We start from the raw sequence: 17,690 nt of genomic DNA, 5'->3' as shown, positions 1-17,690 counted from the left end.
GGGCGGGGCTCCCGGGCGGGAGCCCGTCCGCATCGGGCCGGGGCTCCGGGACGGAGACCCGCTCGGAGCAAGGCGAGGCCACGGAGGAGCCGGTCCGAGGCGGGCCCAGGCGCCGGGGCGGAGACCCACCCGGAGCAGGGGGGTGCCCGGCGAAGGTCCTTTCCAGGGCCGGGCGGGGCTGCCCAGCGACGGACCCTGCCAGGACCCGGCAGGGCTGCCCGGCGACGGACCCTGCCAGGACCCGGCGGGGCTGCCCAGCGACGGACCCTGCCAGGACCCGGCAGGGCTGCCCAGCGACGGACCCTGCCAGGACCCGGCAGGGCTGCCGGGCCGGGTGGTCGGGGGTGAGGGTGGCGCGCCGGGGTGGGGTCCTCGCCGGCCGCTCAGCCGCTCAGCAGCCGCTCAGCCGCCGCTCACGCGTCCGCGTACTTGGCGTCGGCCGCCGGGTCCAGGGCCAGCCGGTACCCCCGCTTCACCACCGTCTGGATCAGCTTCGGCGCCCCCAGGGCCGTGCGCAGCCGCGCCATCGCCGTCTCGACGGCGTGCTCGTCGCGCCCGGCCCCCGGCAGCGCCCGCAGCAGGTCGGCCCGTGGCACGACCCAACCGGGCCGCCGTGAGAGCGCCCGCAGCAGGGACATCCCGGCCGGCGGTACGGGTTTCAGCGCGCCGTCGACCAGGACCGCGTGCCCCCGGATCTCCATCCGGTGCCCGGCGACCGGCAGGGCACGGGCCCTGGCCGGCAGCTCCTGGCACAGCAGCTGCACGAGCGGCCCGAGCCGGAACCGCTCCGGCTGGACGGTGTCCACGCCGCGCGCCTGGAGCGGCAGCGCGGTGACCGGGCCGACGCAGGCCGGCACGACGTCGTGGTGGAACGCCGAGAGCAGCTCGGACAGCAGGCCGCGCTCCTCCGCCCGCGACAGCAGCGAGGCCGCGGCCGGCGCGCTGGTGAAGGTGACCGCGTCCACTCCGCGGGAGACGGCGGCGTCGAGGAGCCGGTCGAGCGGTGAGAGGTCCTCCGGCGGCATCCACCGGTACACCGGCACGCCCACGACCTCCGCCCCCCCGGCCCGCAGCGCCTCCACGAAGCCGGGCAGCGGCTCGCCGTGCAGCTGGACGGCGACCCGGCGGCCGTCGACGCCTTCCTCCAGCAGCCGGTCGAGGACCTCCGCCATCGACTCGCTCGACGGCGACCAGTCCTCGGTGAGGCCCGCGGCGCGGATGGCGCCCTTGACCTTGGGTCCGCGCGCCAGGAGCTCCACGTCCCGCAGCCGGGCCAGGAGCTGCTCGCCGAGCCCCCAGCCGTCGGCGGCCTCGACCCAGCCGCGGAAGCCGATGGCCGTGGTGGCCACGACGACGTCCGGCGCCTGGTCGAGGAGGTCCTTGGTGGCGGCGAGGAGCTCGCCGTCGTCGGCGAGCGGCACGATCCGCAGGGCGGGCGCGTGCAGCACCGCCGCCCCGCGCCGCTGGAGCAGCGCTCCGAGCTCGTCGGCCCGGCGCGCCGCGGTGACCCCCACGGTGAAACCGGCGAGGGGGCCGTACTGCTCGCCGTCCCGGCCGCCGGGCCCGTGGTCCGGTTGCTGCTGTTGCTCTTGCATCACTCTCGTCCCGCACTCGAGTCGAAGCACTTACACGTGGTGGGGTGTCACCCGCATGCCGAACGAGCCTGTCAACGGTGCGTGACAGGCTCGGTTCCGCTTCATGTCGCCAGTGTTACGTCACACCTTGGCGTAGCTGAGCTGCGACTTCGCCTCGGAGGTACCGCCGGACGCGGTGATCCGGCCCGCCGGGCGGCGAAGGTATACGGCCCAGGTGACCACGAAGCAGGCGGCGTAGAAGGCGAGGAAGGCGACGAACGCGCCGGTGCCGGAGCCGTAGGAGAGGAACGACTGCCGGAAGGCGAGGTTGATGGCGACGCCGCCGAGGGCGCCGACGGCCCCGATGAGCCCCATGGAGGCGCCGGAGAGACGGCGGCCGTAGCTCGCGGCCGCCTCGCCCTCCAGGCCCAGGGCGACGGCCTTCGCCTGGAAGATGCCGGGGATCATCTTGAACGTCGACCCGTTGCCGAGCCCGCTGAGCACGAACAGCACGACGAAGACGGCGACGAAGAGCGCCAGCGACTTCTGCATGCTGGCCCAGACCAGGACGGCGGTGGCGGCGGCCATGCCGACGTAGTTGTAGAGGCTGATGCGGGCGCCGCCGTAGCGGTCGGCGAGCCAGCCGCCGAGGGGGCGGATGAGCGAGCCGAGGAGCGGGCCGATGAAGGTGAGGTAGGCGGCCTGGAGCGGGGTGCGGCCGAACTGGGTGGTCAGCACCTGCCCGAAGGCGAAGCTGTAGCCGATGAACGACCCGAACGTGCCGACGTAGAGGAAGGACATGATCCAGGTGTGGGCGTCCTTCGCGGCGTCCTTCGCGGCGCCGGTGTCGTTCTTCACGGTCGCGAGGTTGTCCATGCACAGCGCGGCGAGGGCGGCGGCGACGAAGATGAGCGGGATGTAGATCCCGAGCAGCACGCGCGGCCCGCCGCCGGCCCCGATGATGGCGAGGGTGACCAGCTGGATCACCGGCACGCCGATGTTGCCGCCGCCCGCGTTGAGCCCGAGCGCCCACCCCTTCTTGCGGAGCGGGAAGAAGGCGTTGATGTTGGTCATGGAGGAGGCGAAGTTGCCGCCGCCGATGCCCGCCAGCAGGCCGACGAGGAGGAAGGTGCCGAACGACGTCCCCGGCTTCATCACGGCGAACGCGGCGATGGTGGGCACCAGCAGCAGGCCGGCCGAGATGATCGTCCAGTTGCGCCCGCCGAAGATCGCGACGGCGAAGGTGTACGGCACCCGGACGACGGCCCCGACCAGCGTCACCACCGACGTCAGCAGGAACTTGTCCGCGGGCGTCAGCCCGTACTCCGGGCCCATGAAGAGCACCAGCACGGACCACATGGTCCAGATCGAGAAGCCGATGTGCTCGGAGACGACGGAGAAGACGAGGTTGCGCCGGGCGATCTTCTCGCCGCCCGCCTGCCAGGCTGCCTCGTCCTCCGGGTCCCACTGCTCGATCCAGCGGCTCCCCCGCCTCGGTGAGGTCGGGGGTGCGGGGGCTGTGCTCGGGGCTGTCATGACGCCTCCACGGTGCTCCGGGGCTCAGGTGGTCCGGGGTGATGAGCGGTGATGCTTCCCGAAGGTAGGGAGGACGCGTTTCCGCCCTGTGCCCATGGGTGACCGGAAGGGAACGTTGCTCTCACCTCGGGCGGAGGCGGGGTGAGAGGTCTTGGGGCGCGGTGCGGGGGCCGGGGGCGGGCCGGTCACCGTGGGAGCGCGCACACTCCGGCCGCGCGCTCGCTCCGGCAGGCGCGCGAGGAAACCCGGGCGGCGGGCGATCACCCCCGACGGCGGGCGGGCCCGCCGTCCGGCCACAGGCGGGGCCTGCGGCCCGCCGCGAGGTCCTCGGCCCACCCGAAGCAGAGCACGCACCCGGCCGTCAGCAGCCACACGACCGGCAGCTGCGGCCAGGGGCTCACCAGCAGCCACGGCGCGCCCTCCTCCAGGGCGGCGACGTCCCACAGGTGGTCCCAGAGCGCCTCCGTCACCACGATGCAGACGTTGTGCCACAGGTAGATCGTGACGGCGCGGGAGTTGAGGAGGGTGATCAGCCGGTCCCAGCGGCGCAGCCGGGGCGGCCAGGTGTGCCAGGCCGGGCTGAGGTGCAGCAGGAGCAGGACGGCCGCGAAGGACCACAGGGACTGGGCGAACGGCATGTCGTCCAGGTCGTGGCCGGGCCGCAGGTCGTGGGCGAGGGCGTACCAGAGGCCCGCCGCGGCGACGGCCGGGGCGAGGGACGGCACCACGTAGCGGGGCAGGCGGCTCAGGACGCCCTCCCGGTGGGCCATGCCCAGCAGCCAGCAGGCGCCGAACGCCCCGATGTCGCTGAGGACCGCCTCCGGGCGCCAGCCCGGTACGTCCACCAGGCCGGACTCCAGCACCGCCGACAGCGCGAGGGGCGCCAGGACCGTCGGCCAGGGCAGCCTGCGCAGGGCGCGCAACAGCAGGGGGGAGAGCAGGACGAACCAGAGGTAGGCGCGCAGGTACCACAGGGGCACGCCCACGGCCACCGCCCAGTCGTCGGCGACCAGGCCGGGCACGCCGGGCAGGCCCTCGCCGTAGGGCGGATCGCTCAGCGGGAGGATCCAGAAGGCGAGGTGGAGCCACCACCAGCCGGGGCGCCCCTCCGCGTCGGGGCCCCAGCCGGCGAGGAGCATGCCCGTCACGCCGACCGCGCCCAGCAGCCACAGCGGTGGCAGCAGGCGCCGCAGCCGGCCCCGGACGACGTCCACGGCCGGGCGCCTGTCCAGCGAACGGGCCGTCAGGCTGCCGGCCAGGGCGAACATCACGCCCATGGACGGGAAGACGACCGGCAGCCACGCCCAGCCCATCAGGTGGTAGAAGACCACGCGGAAGAGGGCGACGGCGCGGAGGAGGTCGAAGTAGCGGTCGCGGGAGGGCGGCCGGACGCCGTCACCACCCGGACCGGCCGGCAGGTCGGCCGGTGCCCCGGTCGGCGGGTCCGTCGGCGGGGCGGTCGGTGGGGCGGTCGGTGGCCCGGCCGGCAGGTCGGTCCGCGTGGGTGCCGCGGGTTCGGTCACCGCGGGCTCGGTCACCGCGGGTTCGGTCACCGGGGGTTCGGACGGCCTGGTGCTCATCGGGCCGTGCCCCCTTCCCCGGCCGGCTCGCCCGGCGGCGCCGCGACCTGCCCCTTCCTGCGCAGTTTCTGCCAGCGCAGCCGGCCGCCGGTGAGCGCCGTGATCCACGACTGGAGCAGGACGACGTACATCAGCTGGCGGTAGAGCAGCTGCTGCAACGGCAGGGAGATCAACGGGGTGAGGCGTTCCTTGTCGAGGACGAACGCGTACGCCGCGCAGGCCGCCTGGACCGCGAGGACGCCGAACCAGGCCGCGACCGTCCTGCCCGTCGGGCCGAACAGCAGGCCGTAGACGAGGAAGAGGTCGATGAGGGGGGCCAGCAGCGGGGCGACCACCATGAACAGGGAGACCAGCGGCAGGCCGACGCGGCCGAAGCGGCCCGACGGGCCGCGGTCCACCAGGGCGCGGCGGTGCTTCCAGATCGCCTGCATGGTGCCGTAGCACCAGCGGTAGCGCTGGGACCACAGCTGCTGCACCGACTCGGGGGCCTCGGTCCAGGCGCGGGCCTTCTCGGCGTACACCACCTTCCAGCCGTCGCGGTGCAGGGCCATGGTGATGTCGGTGTCCTCGGCGAGGGTGTCGTCGCTCATGCCGCCGACGCGCTCCAGCGCCGAGCGGCGGAACGCCCCGACCGCGCCGGGGATGGTCGGCATGCAGCGCAGGACGTCGTACATGCGGCGGTCGAGGTTGAAGCCCATCACGTACTCGATGTGCTGCCAGGCGCCGATGAGGGTGTCCTTGTTGCCGACCTTGGCGTTGCCGGCGACCGCGCCCACCTTCGGGTCGGCGAAGGGCTGGACGAGTTCGCGGACGGTGGACGGTTCGAAGACGGTGTCGCCGTCCATCATGACGATGAGGTCGTGCCGGGCGTTGGCGATGCCCCGGTTGAGGGCGGCGGGTTTGCCCGCGTTGAGCTGGCGGACGACCCGGACGCCGGGCAGGTCCAGTTCCTCGACGATGCGGGCGGTGCCGTCCGACGAGCCGTCGTCGACGACCAGGATCTCGACGGGGTGGTCGCCGCGCACCAGGGAACGCACCGTGTTCTCGATGCACTTGGCCTCGTTGTACGCCGGGACCAGCACCGACACCGGTTCGGTGACCGGCGCGTCGGGGCCCCAGACGAAGTCGCGCCGGCGGGTGCGGCGGGTGTGCAGGCCGGACAGCAGCAGCATCAGGCCGAAGCGGGCGAAGACGAGGAAGCCGATGACGGCCAGGCCCACGACGAGGACGCCGGTGAGGTCGTCGGCGGCCTCGACCAGGGCGGTCCAGGCGCGGCCCTTCCACAGGTCGAGGCCGGTGACCTCGGTGTGCGCGCTGGGGGCGTTCAGGGCCTCGGTGAGGTTCTCGAACGCGTAGCCCCGGCGCTGGAGTTCGGGCAGGTAGGTGTCGAGCGCCCGGACCGTCTGGCCGCGGTCGCCGCCGGAGTCGTGCATGAGGACGATCGCGCCCCTGCCGTCCTCGGGCGTGGCGTTGCGGGCGATCCGCGCGGCGCCCGGCCGGCGCCAGTCCTCGCTGTCGAGGCCGGTGAGGACCGTGAGGTAGCCGCGGCTGCCGACGTACTCGGTGACCGGCCAGGAGGCGTTGTCCAGGGCGGAGGCGCCGGAGGAGTACGGCGGGCGGAAGAGGGAGGTGCGGATGCCGGCGGCGCCCGCGAGGGCGAGCTGGTTCTGGGTCAGCTCCCAGTCGATGCGTTTCTTCGACTGGTAGGAGAGGTCGGGGTGGTTGAAGGTGTGCAGGCCGATCTCGTGGCCCTCGTCCACCATGCGCCGGACGAGGTCGGGGTGGCGGCTGGCCATGGTGCCGGTGATGAAGAAGACGGCGTGCGCGTCGTACTTCCTCAGGACGTCCAGGACCTTCGGGGTCCAGCGCGGGTCGGGGCCGTCGTCGAAGGTGAGGACGATCCGGCCGTCCGGCACGTCCATGCTGGTGGCCTGTCCGCCGCGGGTGTCGACGACGGGGCCGCCCTCCAGGATCTGGCGCGGCACCCGGTCGGCGGCGGCGTCGGGGCGGACCCGGTGGTCGGCGAGGACCTCGCTGTGGACGTACCCGCGCAGCATCAGCATCGCCATCATCGCCATGAGGACAAGCAGGGGGAGCAGGTGCCGCAGGCGTAACGGCCGCGGCAGCCGCCGGCGGACGGTCCCGCCGGCCTCGCCGGGAGCCCGGCCCGGGGCCCGGCCGGACATCCGGCGCCCCGGCGACCGGCGGCGGCCGGGCGGTCCGCCGGGGCGTCCGGCGGACCGCCCTGCGGAACGGCCGGTGGAACGGCCGGTGGAACGGCGGCCGTGCGGGTTCGGCTCGGAGCACTCGGCCTCGGCGCTGTCGCCGGGTGAGGGACGGGCGGACTGGCCGGCGGGGCGTCGGGGCGCGCGCCGACTGGTGCGTGGGGACATGAGAGGACGTTCTTTCGGGGAAATCGGGGAAATCGGGGATTTCTGGATCGCGGGATTCTCGGCATCGCGAGATCCCGGGACATTGGGGATCGCGGGGATCACCGAGGCCGGAGGCATCGGGCGGCCCCGGGCCCAGGGACTTCACCGTCTCCGGAGTGAAGTCTCGGAGACGGCCGTCAGGCCGCTGGTCCCTCGGCTCCTCCGGCCGGTGACGGTGAGGAGGCGGGTGAGGGTTCGGCACTGGCCGAGGGCGACGGGTCCGGTGGCGGGGACGCGGCCGGGCTGCTCGGCGCCGGGGCGGCCGGGCTCTCGCTGTCGGCCACCGGGCTCGGCCGGGCGGAAGCGCTCGGCGCGGGCCGCGGCGGTACGGCGGCCGCCGACGCGCTCGGCGCCACCGCACCGCCCGACGCCCTCGGCGCCGCGCTCGCCGCTCCCGGCACCACCGCGGCGGGCCCGGAGGCGGTGACGCCCGGGCGGCCGGGCGCGGCGAAGCCCGGCGAGGCCGGGTCCGCCGCCGACGCGCTGGGCGCCGGGGAGGTGTCGGCCCGGCCGGCCGGCTCGTCGTCCTTCTGGCCCGGCACCGGCAGCCAGGGCGCGCCGGCGTTGCCCGACAGGAGGGTGGCGACGATGACGACGGCGTAGGTGGCGCAGGCCAGCCCGACGAGGATGCCGATCCGGCGGAAGGTACGGCTGCGGCGGCCGGACTCGTCGACGAACACGGGCGCGTCGGACGCCTCCGGGCCGTCGCCGCGCGCGCCCGGCACCCGGTGCGGGGAGTCCAGCTGGACGGTCACCTCGTCGGGGTCGTGGTCCTGCCCGTCCTCCCCGGTCCCCGCGGCCGGCAGCCCGTCCGGGAGGCCGGCGGAGCCCTCCGCCCAGGGATCCCTGAGGCCTCCACCCAACCGTTCGTTTTCGGAAAGGCCGTTCGAGGTCGCCGAGGGACCGTTTCGTGGCGTTACGTCCGCTAATGCCCCCAGACTGCCGCCGGACGACCCCGCGGTCGGCGCCGAGGGCAGCGGCGGCGACAGCGACGGCGGACCCGGGCCGTCCACCCCCGGGGCGCCCGTCGGGGACCGCTTCGCGACCTCGGTGAACGCCTGGGTGTTCCCCTCCATGACCGGTACGTTCCCGGTCGGCGATGCCGCCTCCGGCCACTCCGGTTGGGCATCTTCCCGCCAATTCTTCACGTGCGTGTTTCCCCCCACGGGACACCAGGGGTGAGGAACGGACGCGCCTGTGGCGACGTGGCAGATGTCGGCGGCACCGGGCCCCCACCCGGTCCGCGCGCCCCCGTTCACCCCTTCTTGCTCAGGCCGCCGAATCTAGCGCAGGCGCTTCACCCGTACGCGCGATGTCCTATTTATCCGATGAAGTCATGTTCATGTCTATGGCTGGAATCCATCCCTTGACAGGGCACTCCAGCCACGACTCGGCGAACCCGAGTTCGACCGCCGCGCGGCGCAGTGCGTCGAGGGCCGGATGGACCAGCCCCTTTCGCCACACGAGTGACACGGGGGAGAGCGGGACCGGGTCGACGAGCGGCCGCAGCACCGTTCCAGGCATGGCCGGAAATCCCACCACCACGAGGATCGGAACGGCGTCTTTCGCCATGACGCGCTGGAATTCCTCGACCCCGACGACCAGCGGGGCGGCCGGGGCGACCTCGATGCCGAACCCCTCGAACAGCAGCCGGGCCAGGTCGGTCCACTCCGGCGTCCGCCAGTTTCCGGCGCCCGCGTACACCCGCTCCCCCGCCAGCGCGCCCAACGGCACCTCCGCCGACACGGCCAGCCGGTGCCCCTCGGGCAGCAGGACCGCCATCGGCTCGTACCGCACGAGTTGGTGCTCCAACTGGGCCCGCAGCGCCGCGTCCAGGCCCGCGAACCGGCCGAACGACGCGTCCAGCCGCCCCGCGACGATCTCGACGGCGGCACCGGTCAGGCCGCTCTCGTAGCGGGCCATCAGCTCCTGCTCGGGGGCGAGTTCACGGGCCCGGTACAGCACCCGGCGCCCGGTCTCCAGCCCCGGGGAGTTCAGGTCGACCAGCAGGGGGCGGGCCTGGCGGAAGGCCGCGAGCAGGTCGTCCTGGGCCTGGAGCACCCGGCGCGCGTGCGGCACCAGCCGTTCGCCGTCCGGGGTGAGCGTCACCTGCCGGGTGGTCCGCACGAACAGTTCGGTGCCCAGCTCGCGCTCCAGCCGCCGTACGTCACGGCTGAGCGCCTGCTGGGCGACGTACAGCCGGGCCGCGGCGCGCGTGAAGTGGAGTTCCTCGGCGACGGCGAGGAAGGAGCGCAGGAGCCGGGGGTCGAGGTGAGCGGGCATCCGGCGAACTTACAACGCGGGTGCGTGAATCGGTACGGAGAAGGTGTTGGACCCCCGGTTCGGCGGCGGGCGACGGTGGGACCATGCCGCACCTGCCGCCGCCCGACCCCGACCGGGCCCTCCCCGGCGCCCCCGACCGGGCTCCTGACCGGGCCCTCACCAGCACCCCCGACCGGACCCCCGACCGGACCCTCACCAGCACCCCCGACCGAACCCCCGACCGGACCCTCACCAGCACCCCCGACCGAACCCCCGACCGGACCCTCACCAGCACCCCGGACCAGGCTCCTCGCCCCGCCGACGCCCGCCCTGCCGACGGCCACCCCGCCGACGACCGCCCCACCGACGCCCGCCCCGCCGACGACCGCCCCGCCGACGGCCGGTCCCCGGCCCCGTCCCGGGCGCCCGGCACCTACCGGCACCTCCTCGCCCTCCCCGGCGCCCGCGCCTTCACCGTGGGCAACCTCCTGGCGCGGCTGCCCATGGGCATGTTCAGCGTGAGCGCGGTCGTGATGATCGCCGGCACGCGCGGCTCGTACGCCCTCGCCGGTGCCGTCACCGCGACCGGGCTCGCCGCGACCGCGCTGGTCGGGCCGTGGACCGCCCGGCTCGTCGACCGGTACGGACAGGCCCGGATCGCCGTGCCCGCCACGCTGTTCGCGGCGCTCGGCAGCCTCGCGCTGGTGCTGTGCGTCCGCCGCGGCGCCCCGGACTGGACGCTGTTCGCCTCCTACGCGGCCACCGCGACGACGCCCAACACCGGCGGCATGTCCCGCGCCCGCTGGGCCCACCTGCTCAAGGACGTCCCGTCGGGCGGCGCCGCCCTGCACACGGCGAACTCGTTCGAACAGGCCGTCGACGAGCTGTGCTTCATGCTGGGCCCGGTCCTCGCGGCCTTCCTGTGCGGCACGTTCTTCCCCGAGGCCGGCACGCTCGTCGGCGTGGTGCTGCTGGTGACCGGCGTCCTGCTCTTCGCCGCCCAGCGCTCCACCGAGCCGCCCCCGCATCCCCGTACGCAGTCCGGATCGCCGCTGCGCAGCCCCGGCGTCCCCGCGCTGCTCGCCGTCTGCCTGGCGCTGGGGGCCGTGTTCGGGGCGACGGAGGTCGTCACGATCGCGTTCGCGGACGCGCGCGGGCACGCCACCGCGGCCGGCGCCGTCCTGGCGCTCCAGGCGGCCGGTTCGTGCGCGGCCGGGCTGGTGTACGGGGCGGTGCGGCCGTCCGGGCCGGCCGCCCGGCGCCACCCGTGGACCGTGGCCGCGATGACCGCGCTGCTCACCCTCCCGCTGCTCGCGGCGACCGCCGTCGGCTCGCTCCCGCTGCTGGCGGCCGCCCTGCTCGTCGCGGGCATGGCCACCGCGCCCACGATGGTCACCACCATGACCCTGGTCCAGGAGCGCACCCCCGAGGGCCGCCTCAACGAGGGCATCACCCTGGCCGTGACCGGTCTGCTGGGCGGCATCGCCTGCGGCAGCGCGGCCGGCGGGTGGATCGTCGAACACGTCTCCCCGACCGCCGGATTCGCCGTGCCGGTGACGGCGGCCGCGACCGCCCTGCTGCTCTCCCTCGCCCCGGCCGCCCCGCGCGCCGGAGCGGACCGTTCCCGTCCGCGCCATTGACGCGAGCACAACAGCCGCCTACCTTCGCCCGTCGAAGCGCTTCGACGTCACGCGTCGAATCGATTCGACGCACCGGTCGACGCACCGGTTTGACGACCCGGTCGACGCACCGGTCCGACGAACCGGTCGCCGTACCGGCCGTCGTACCGGTCCGGCGCACCCCGCATGACGACCGTTCCTGCCCGAACGAAGCCCGAAAGTAGCCCGAACGAAGCCCGAACGAAGCCCGAGAGAACCATCCGGCTCCCCTGGAGGCACAGGATGTGGACGGCACGAAGGCGTGGGAAGGCGACAGCGGCCGCGGCCCTTGCGGGGGCCCTGCTCCTGGCCTCCTGCGGAGGATCGGGCGACGGCGGCTCCGCCGACGCCCACACCCTGCGACTGTGGCACTACGAGGCTCCGAACAGCGCGATGGGCGTGGCCTGGGCGGAGGCCGTGAAGGAGTTCGAGTCCCAGCACCCGGGCGTGAAGGTCGAGTTCGAGGAGAAGAGCTTCGAACAGATCCAGAAGACCGCCCCGATGGTCCTGAACTCCTCCGACGCGCCCGACCTCATGGAGTACAACAAGGGCAACGCGACGACGGGCCTGCTCTCCCGGCAGGGCCTGCTCACGGACCTGTCCGCCGAGGCGGCCGAGCGCGGCTGGGACCAGCTCATCGGTCCCGGCGTGCGCACCACCAGCCAGTACGACGCCGACGGCGTGATGGGCTCCGGCAAGTGGTACGGCGTGCCGAACTACGCCGAGTACACGATGGTCTACTTCAACAAGGACCTGTTCGCGCAGTACGGGCTCGGCGAGCCGAAGACGTTCGACGACCTGGTCGCGGCGATGGACACGTTCGTCGGGAACGACATCACCCCGCTCGCCAACTCCGGCGCCGAGTACCTCGCCCACCAGTACCTGTACCAGCTCGCCCTGTCCAGGGCCGACCGCGCCTGGGTGGACGCGTACGAGCTGTACCGGGGGAAGACCGACTTCCACGACGCGGCCTGGACGTACGCCGCCGAGACCTTCGCCGACTGGGTGGAGAAGGGGTACATCGGCAAGAACTCCACCAGCGTCAAGGCCGAGGAGGCCGGCGTCTCCTTCCTCCAGGGCAAGGCGCCGATCCTGTTCTCCGGCAGCTGGTGGTACGGCCGCTTCCAGGACGAGGCGACGTTCGACTGGGGCACCACCCTGTGGCCCGGCTCGGACCTCACCCTCGGCTCCGGCGGCAACCTCTGGGTCGTGCCCAAGAGCGCCGCCAACAAGGAGCTGGCCTACGACTTCATCGACATCACCCTGTCGAAGAAGATCCAGAACCTGCTCGGCAACAAGGGCGGCGTCCCGGTCGCGGCGGACACCTCCGCCATCACCGACCCGAAGGCCGAGAAGCTCATCGCCGACTTCACCACCCTGTCCGACCGGGACGGCCTCGCCTTCTACCCCGACTGGCCGGTGGCCGGGTTCTACGACGTGCTGGTCTCCGAGACGCAGAAGCTGATCACCGGCAGCGAGGAACCGGACGCCTACCTGGACGCGTTGCAGGAGGCCTACGACAAGGGCGTACCGCAGCGATGAGGGGGCGTGGCGCCCGCGGCTCCTACGCCCTGTTCCTCCTCCCCGGCGTCCTGGCCTTCCTCACCGTGATCGTCGTCCCGTTCCTGATGAACACGGGGGTGAGCTTCACCGACTGGCAGGGGGTGGGCAGCCCGTCGTGGTCGGGGCTCGACAACTACCGGGAGCTGTTCGACGACGCGGACTTCTGGGAGTCGTTCCGGCACAGCCTCTTCATGGTCGTCGCCATGGCGGCCGTGCCCACGGCGATCGGGCTGGTCCTCGCGGCCGCCCTGTTCGACCACGTGGGCCGGCACTTCGGCTCCCGGATCACCACCGTCCTGCGCGCCTGCTTCTACCTCCCCCAGGTGCTGCCGATCGCGGTCGCGGGGATCGTCTGGAGCTGGATCCTCGCCCCCGACGACGGCGCCCTGAACGCGTTGCTGGAGGCGATCGGGCTGGGCGGCCGGCAGCGGGACTGGCTGGGCGATCCCGACCTCGCGCTGTACAGCGTGATGGGCGTGATGGTGTGGGTGCAGCTCGGCTTCCCGCTGGTGGTCTTCCTGGCCGGTCTGCAACGCGTCGACCCCCAGCTGCACGAGGCGGCCGAACTGGACGGCGCCGGCTGGTGGCGCCGCTTCCGGCACATCACCCTGCCGCAGCTCCGCCCGGAGATCCACGTCGTCCTGACCTGGTGCACGATCGCCGCGCTGAAGGTGTTCGGCGCGGTGTACGTCCTGACGAAGGGCGGCCCCGGCGGCGCGACGAACGTGCCCTCCTACTTCTCCTTCACCACCTTCTTCGAGAAGACCCAGGTCGGCTACGGCGCCGCGATCTCCACGGTGCTGACCCTGATCATCCTGGCCCTGTCCCTGCTCGGCCTGACCGTGCAGACGCGCGCCGAGGACGCCGAGGAAGGGGCACGCGCATGACGACGGGCACACGCATGACGACGGACACGCGGACGACGACGGGCCCGCGGACGACGACGGCCCTCCGCCGTCGCCCGGACCGGGTGACGACGGCCCTGCGCCGTTACCCGGTTCTGATCGCCCTCTGTCTCGCCGCGCTGTTCATGGTGGTCCCGTTCCTGATCGTCGCGGTGAACGCGGTCAAGTCCCCCGCGGAGTACGCGCGGAGCGGCCCGCTGAGCCTGCCCGACGGCCTCTACCTCGACGGCCTGAAGGACTTCTGGGAGCGGGTGGACTACAGCCGGAAGCTGTTCAACTCGTTCCTGATCAGCGGCGCGGTGGCGGTGCTGGCGGTGGTCCTGTCGGTCCTGAACGCGTACGCGATCGGCATCGGCAGGATCAGGGGCCGCACCTGGGTGCTGGCCTTCTTCGTCCTGGCAACCATGCTGCCGCAGGAGGCCCTGGTCTACCCCGTCTACCACCTCAGCAAGCAGGCGGGCCTGTACGACACCCGGCTGAGCGTGATCATCGTCTTCACGGTGCTCCAGGCGGCCTTCGGCACGTATCTGCTGTCGTCGGTGCTGCGCGAGTTCCCCCGCGAGATCATCGAGGCGGCCCGCATCGACGGCGCGAACACCTGGCAGGTGCTGTGGCGGGTCGTCGTCCCGGTCAGCCGGCCCACCCTCGGCGTGCTCCTGGTCCTCTTCTTCGTCTGGACCTGGAACGAGTTCCTGCTCCCGCTGGTCATGCTGGTCTCCAACGACAACCAGACCGTGTCGGTGGCCCTCGGCGTCCTCCAGGGCCAGCGGCTGATGGACGCCACGATGACCAACGCGGCCGCCCTGCTCGGCGTGCTCCCGGCCCTCGTCTTCTTCCTCCTCTTCCAGCGGACGCTCACCCGCGGCATCGCCGTCGGCGCCGTGAAGTAAGGACCCCCACATGAAGTTCACCGATGGTTACTGGCTGCTGCGCGAGGGAGTCACGGCCGCCCACCCGGCCGGCGTCCTCGACGTCGAGGAGGGCGACGGCGCCCTGGAGATCCACGCGCCGACCCGGCCCGTCCGCTCACGCGGCGACCTGCTGACGGGACCGGTCATGACGATCACCGTCCACACCCCGATGCCCGACGTCATCGGCGTCACCCTGACCCACCTCACCGGCGGGCAGCCGCGCGGGCCGGTCTTCGACGTCGCCGGCGGCGAGACCGACCCCCGGATCTCCCACGACGACGACCACGCGACGCTCACCTCCGGCGCGCTGTCGGTGCGGGTGGCCCGCTCCGGCCCCTGGCAGGTGGACTTCCTCGCCGACGGGCGCCTCCTCACCTCCAGCGGTCCCAAGGGCATGGGCATCATGCGGGACGCGACCGGCGCCCATCACCTGCGCGAACAGCTCACCCTCGGCGTCGGCACGCACGTCTACGGCCTCGGCGAACGCTTCGGCCCGCTGACCCGGGGCGGCCAGGTCGTCGACATCTGGAACGCCGACGGCGGCACCGCCACCGAACAGGCCTACAAGAACGTCCCGTTCTACCTGACGGACGCGGGCTACGGCGTCTTCGTCGACCACCCCGGCAAGGTCTCCTTCGAGGTCGGCTCGGAGACCGTGTCGAAGGTGCAGTTCAGCGCGGAGACCCAGGAACTGACGTACTACGTCGTCCACGGCCCCACCCCGAAGGACGTCCTGCGCCGGTACACGGCCCTCACCGGCCGCCCCGCGCTCCCGCCCGCCTGGTCGTTCGGCCTGTGGCTGTCGACGTCCTTCACGACGTCGTACGACGAGGAGACCGTGACCTCGTTCATCGAGGGCATGCGGCAGCGCGGACTGCCGCTCTCCGTCTTCCACTTCGACTGCTTCTGGATGCGGGAGCACCACTGGTGCGACTTCCGGTGGGACGCTCGGGTCTTCCCGGACCCGGAGGGCATGCTGGCCCGGCTCAAGGCCAGGGGCCTGCGCGTGTGCGTGTGGATCAACCCGTACATCGCCCAGCGGTCCCCGCTGTTCGCGGAGGGCAAGGCGCTGGGGCACCTGCTGAGACGCCCCGACGGCGGTGTCTGGCAGTGGGACCTGTGGCAGCCCGGCATGGCCCTGGTCGACTTCACCTCCCGCGCCGCCCGCGACTGGTACGCCTCGAAGCTGGAGACGCTGCTCGCCCAGGGCGTCGACTGCTTCAAGACCGACTTCGGCGAACGCGTCCCGCTCGACGTGGTCTGGTCCGACGGCTCCGACCCGGAACGCATGCACAACTACTACACGTACCTGTACAACCGGACCGTCTTCGAGGTGCTGCGCAAGCACCGGGGCGAGGGGGAGGCGGTGGTGTTCGCGCGGTCGGCGACGGCCGGCGGGCAGCGGTTCCCGGTGCACTGGGGCGGCGACTGCGAGGCGACGTACGCGTCGATGGCGGAGTCGCTGCGCGGCGGGCTCTCCCTCGGGCTGTCCGGGTTCGGCTTCTGGAGCCATGACATCGGGGGCTTCGAGGGGACGCCGACGCCCGCGCTGTTCAAGCGGTGGGTCGCCTTCGGGCTGCTGTCCTCGCACAGCCGGCTGCACGGCTCCTCCTCGTACCGGGTGCCGTGGCTGTTCGACGAGGAGTCCGTGGACGTGCTGCGGCACTTCACCCGGCTGAAGATGCGGCTCCTGCCCTACCTGTACGAGGCCGCGCGCGTCGCCCACGAGGAGGGCGTGCCGGTGATGCGGGCGATGGTCCTGGAGTTCCCCGACGACCCCGGCTGCGCCCATCTGGAACGGCAGTACATGCTCGGCCCGGACCTGCTGGTCGCGCCCGTCTTCGACGACGAGGGAGACGTCACCTACTACGTGCCCGAGGGCACCTGGACCCACTACCTCACCGGACGGACGGTCACCGGGCCGCGCTGGGTGCGCGAGCGGCACGACGTCCTCAGCCTGCCGCTGCTGGTGCGGCCCGGCGCGGTCCTCCCGGTGGGCGCGCACGCCGACCGGCCCGACTACGCCCACGCCGACGGGGTCACGCTGCGCGCGTACGGCCTGCGGCGCGGCGCCCAGGTGAGCGTGCGGGTCGGCGCGGTCACCTTCACCGTCGTCCGGGAGGGCGACACCCTGCGGGCCTCCGCCAGTGATCCCTCGGCGCCGTGGGCGCTGGCCGCGGGGGACCGGACGGCCCGGGCGCGGGCCGGCAGCGGCTTCCTCACCCTGGAGCTGGACCGATGGTGAAGATCACGGACGTGGCCCGGCACGCCGGGGTCTCCCCCAGCACCGTGTCGTACGCGCTCAGCGGCAAGCGTCCGATCTCCGCCGCGACCCGGCGGCGCGTCGAGGACGCCATCCGGGAACTGGGCTACCGGCCGCACGCGGGTGCCCGGGCCCTGGCCGGCCGACGCTCCAACGTGCTGGCGCTGGTGATGCCGCTGCGGGCCGGCATCCACGTCCCGGTCGTCATGGGGTTCGCGGTGTCGGTGGCGGTGGCCGCCCGGCGCCATGACCACGACGTGCTGCTGCTCACCCAGGAGGAGGGCGAGGAGGGGCTGCGCCGGGTCGCGGACACCGCGCTGGTGGACGCCCTGATCCTGATGGACGTCCAGCTCCGCGATCCCCGGCTGCCCCTGCTGCGCTCCCTCGACCGGCCGTCCGTGATGATCGGGTTCCCGCACGAGAGGAACGGGCTGACCTGCATCGACCTCGACTTCCGGGCGGCGGGCGAGGCCTGTGTGGAGCATCTGGCACAGTTCGGCCACCGGGTGGTGGCGCTGGTCGGGTCGCCGCCCGAGGTGTACGTGCGCGGGACGGCGTTCGCGCAGCGTGTGGTGCAGGGGTTCACCGCGGCCGCCGACCGGGCCGGGCTCTCCTGCGCCGTCCACCCGTGTGAGGCGACGCCCGCCGCCGCCCGCCGGGTCGCGGAGCGGCTGCTGCGCGAGCAGCCCGCGCTGACGGGGGTGGTCGTGCACAACGAGGCGGTCCTGGAGCCCCTGATCGACGCCTTCGGGGAGCTCGGGCTGCGGGTGCCGGCGGATCTGTCGGTCACGGCGATCTGCCCCGACGAGCTCGCCGCGTCCCTCCGCGTGCCCGTCACCTCCGTGGCGCTGCCCGCCGCCGAGGTGGGCACACGGGCGGTGGAGCTGCTGATGGCGCAGCTCTCCGGCGAGGAGGTGCCCGACGCGACCCTGCTGCCGCCCCGGCTGACCCGACGCGCCAGTACGGCACCGCGTCCGGCCTGACGACATGCAGAAGCCCCGTCCCC

12 protein-coding genes are annotated in these 17,690 nt (G+C 73.3%); 6 read left to right on the top strand and 6 right to left on the bottom strand.

Annotated features, from left to right (window positions below):
* Positions 1-413 precede the first annotated feature (413 nt).
* The 6 genes from ACFYWQ_RS38605 to ACFYWQ_RS38580 all read right to left on the bottom strand — a co-directional run bounded on the left by ACFYWQ_RS38605 (position 414) and on the right by ACFYWQ_RS38580 (position 9,405).
* On the bottom strand, positions 414-1,595 hold the full coding sequence (locus ACFYWQ_RS38605) for a uroporphyrinogen-III synthase (RefSeq protein ID WP_389523886.1): 1,182 nt from the start codon (positions 1,593-1,595) through the stop codon (positions 414-416).
* A 120-nt stretch (positions 1,596-1,715) separates the two neighbouring features.
* Positions 1,716-3,110 carry a nitrate/nitrite transporter gene (locus ACFYWQ_RS38600; protein ID WP_389523884.1) on the bottom strand — a complete coding sequence of 465 codons (1,395 nt, stop codon included), beginning with the start codon at positions 3,108-3,110 and terminating at the stop codon, positions 1,716-1,718.
* Positions 3,111-3,370: 260 nt separating this feature from the next.
* Positions 3,371-4,690, bottom strand: coding sequence for an acyltransferase family protein (locus ACFYWQ_RS38595; protein ID WP_389523881.1), 1,320 nt, complete (start codon positions 4,688-4,690; stop codon positions 3,371-3,373).
* The gene (locus ACFYWQ_RS38590) at positions 4,687-6,768 is read right to left on the bottom strand and encodes a bifunctional polysaccharide deacetylase/glycosyltransferase family 2 protein (protein ID WP_389523878.1); all 2,082 of its coding nucleotides are present in this window, start codon (positions 6,766-6,768) and stop codon (positions 4,687-4,689) included. The genes ACFYWQ_RS38595 and ACFYWQ_RS38590 overlap by 4 nt, the downstream gene beginning before the upstream one ends.
* Before the next feature lie 491 nt (positions 6,769-7,259).
* A complete protein-coding gene (locus ACFYWQ_RS38585) occupies positions 7,260-7,985 on the bottom strand; it encodes a hypothetical protein (protein ID WP_389523876.1) in 726 nt (241 codons plus the stop codon).
* A gap of 454 nt (positions 7,986-8,439) precedes the next feature.
* Entirely contained in the window at positions 8,440-9,405 is a 966-nt protein-coding gene (locus tag ACFYWQ_RS38580; RefSeq protein WP_389523873.1) for a LysR family transcriptional regulator, read from the bottom strand.
* Between the two features lie 83 nt (positions 9,406-9,488).
* On the opposite strand from ACFYWQ_RS38580, the gene ACFYWQ_RS38575 reads away from it, so the two are divergent.
* From ACFYWQ_RS38575 to ACFYWQ_RS38550, 6 genes are all read left to right on the top strand, one after another.
* On the top strand, positions 9,489-11,024 hold the full coding sequence (locus tag ACFYWQ_RS38575; protein ID WP_389523870.1) for an MFS transporter: 1,536 nt from the start codon (positions 9,489-9,491) through the stop codon (positions 11,022-11,024).
* A 261-nt stretch (positions 11,025-11,285) separates the two neighbouring features.
* Positions 11,286-12,584 (top strand): extracellular solute-binding protein, encoded by a 1,299-nt coding sequence (locus ACFYWQ_RS38570; RefSeq protein ID WP_389523867.1) that lies wholly within the window; start codon positions 11,286-11,288, stop codon positions 12,582-12,584.
* Positions 12,581-13,492, top strand: a complete 912-nt coding sequence (locus ACFYWQ_RS38565; RefSeq protein WP_389523865.1) for a carbohydrate ABC transporter permease — start codon at positions 12,581-12,583, stop codon at positions 13,490-13,492. The genes ACFYWQ_RS38570 and ACFYWQ_RS38565 overlap by 4 nt, the downstream gene beginning before the upstream one ends.
* A gap of 83 nt (positions 13,493-13,575) precedes the next feature.
* Complete coding sequence (locus ACFYWQ_RS38560; protein WP_389524069.1) at positions 13,576-14,400, top strand: carbohydrate ABC transporter permease; 825 nt, start codon at positions 13,576-13,578, stop codon at positions 14,398-14,400.
* A gap of 10 nt (positions 14,401-14,410) precedes the next feature.
* Entirely contained in the window at positions 14,411-16,666 is a 2,256-nt protein-coding gene (yicI, locus tag ACFYWQ_RS38555) for an alpha-xylosidase (RefSeq protein ID WP_389523862.1), read from the top strand.
* The gene (locus ACFYWQ_RS38550; RefSeq protein ID WP_389523859.1) at positions 16,660-17,667 is read left to right on the top strand and encodes a LacI family DNA-binding transcriptional regulator; all 1,008 of its coding nucleotides are present in this window, start codon (positions 16,660-16,662) and stop codon (positions 17,665-17,667) included. Before yicI ends, ACFYWQ_RS38550 begins: the two co-directional genes overlap by 7 nt.
* Positions 17,668-17,690: the final 23 nt, after the last annotated feature.

The organism is Streptomyces sp. NPDC003247, from assembly GCF_042888135.1.
Classification (GTDB): Bacteria; Actinomycetota; Actinomycetes; order Streptomycetales; family Streptomycetaceae; genus Streptomyces.
Note: the sequence above shows the minus strand (reverse complement) of the source record. Positions and strands in the feature narration are given on the sequence as shown.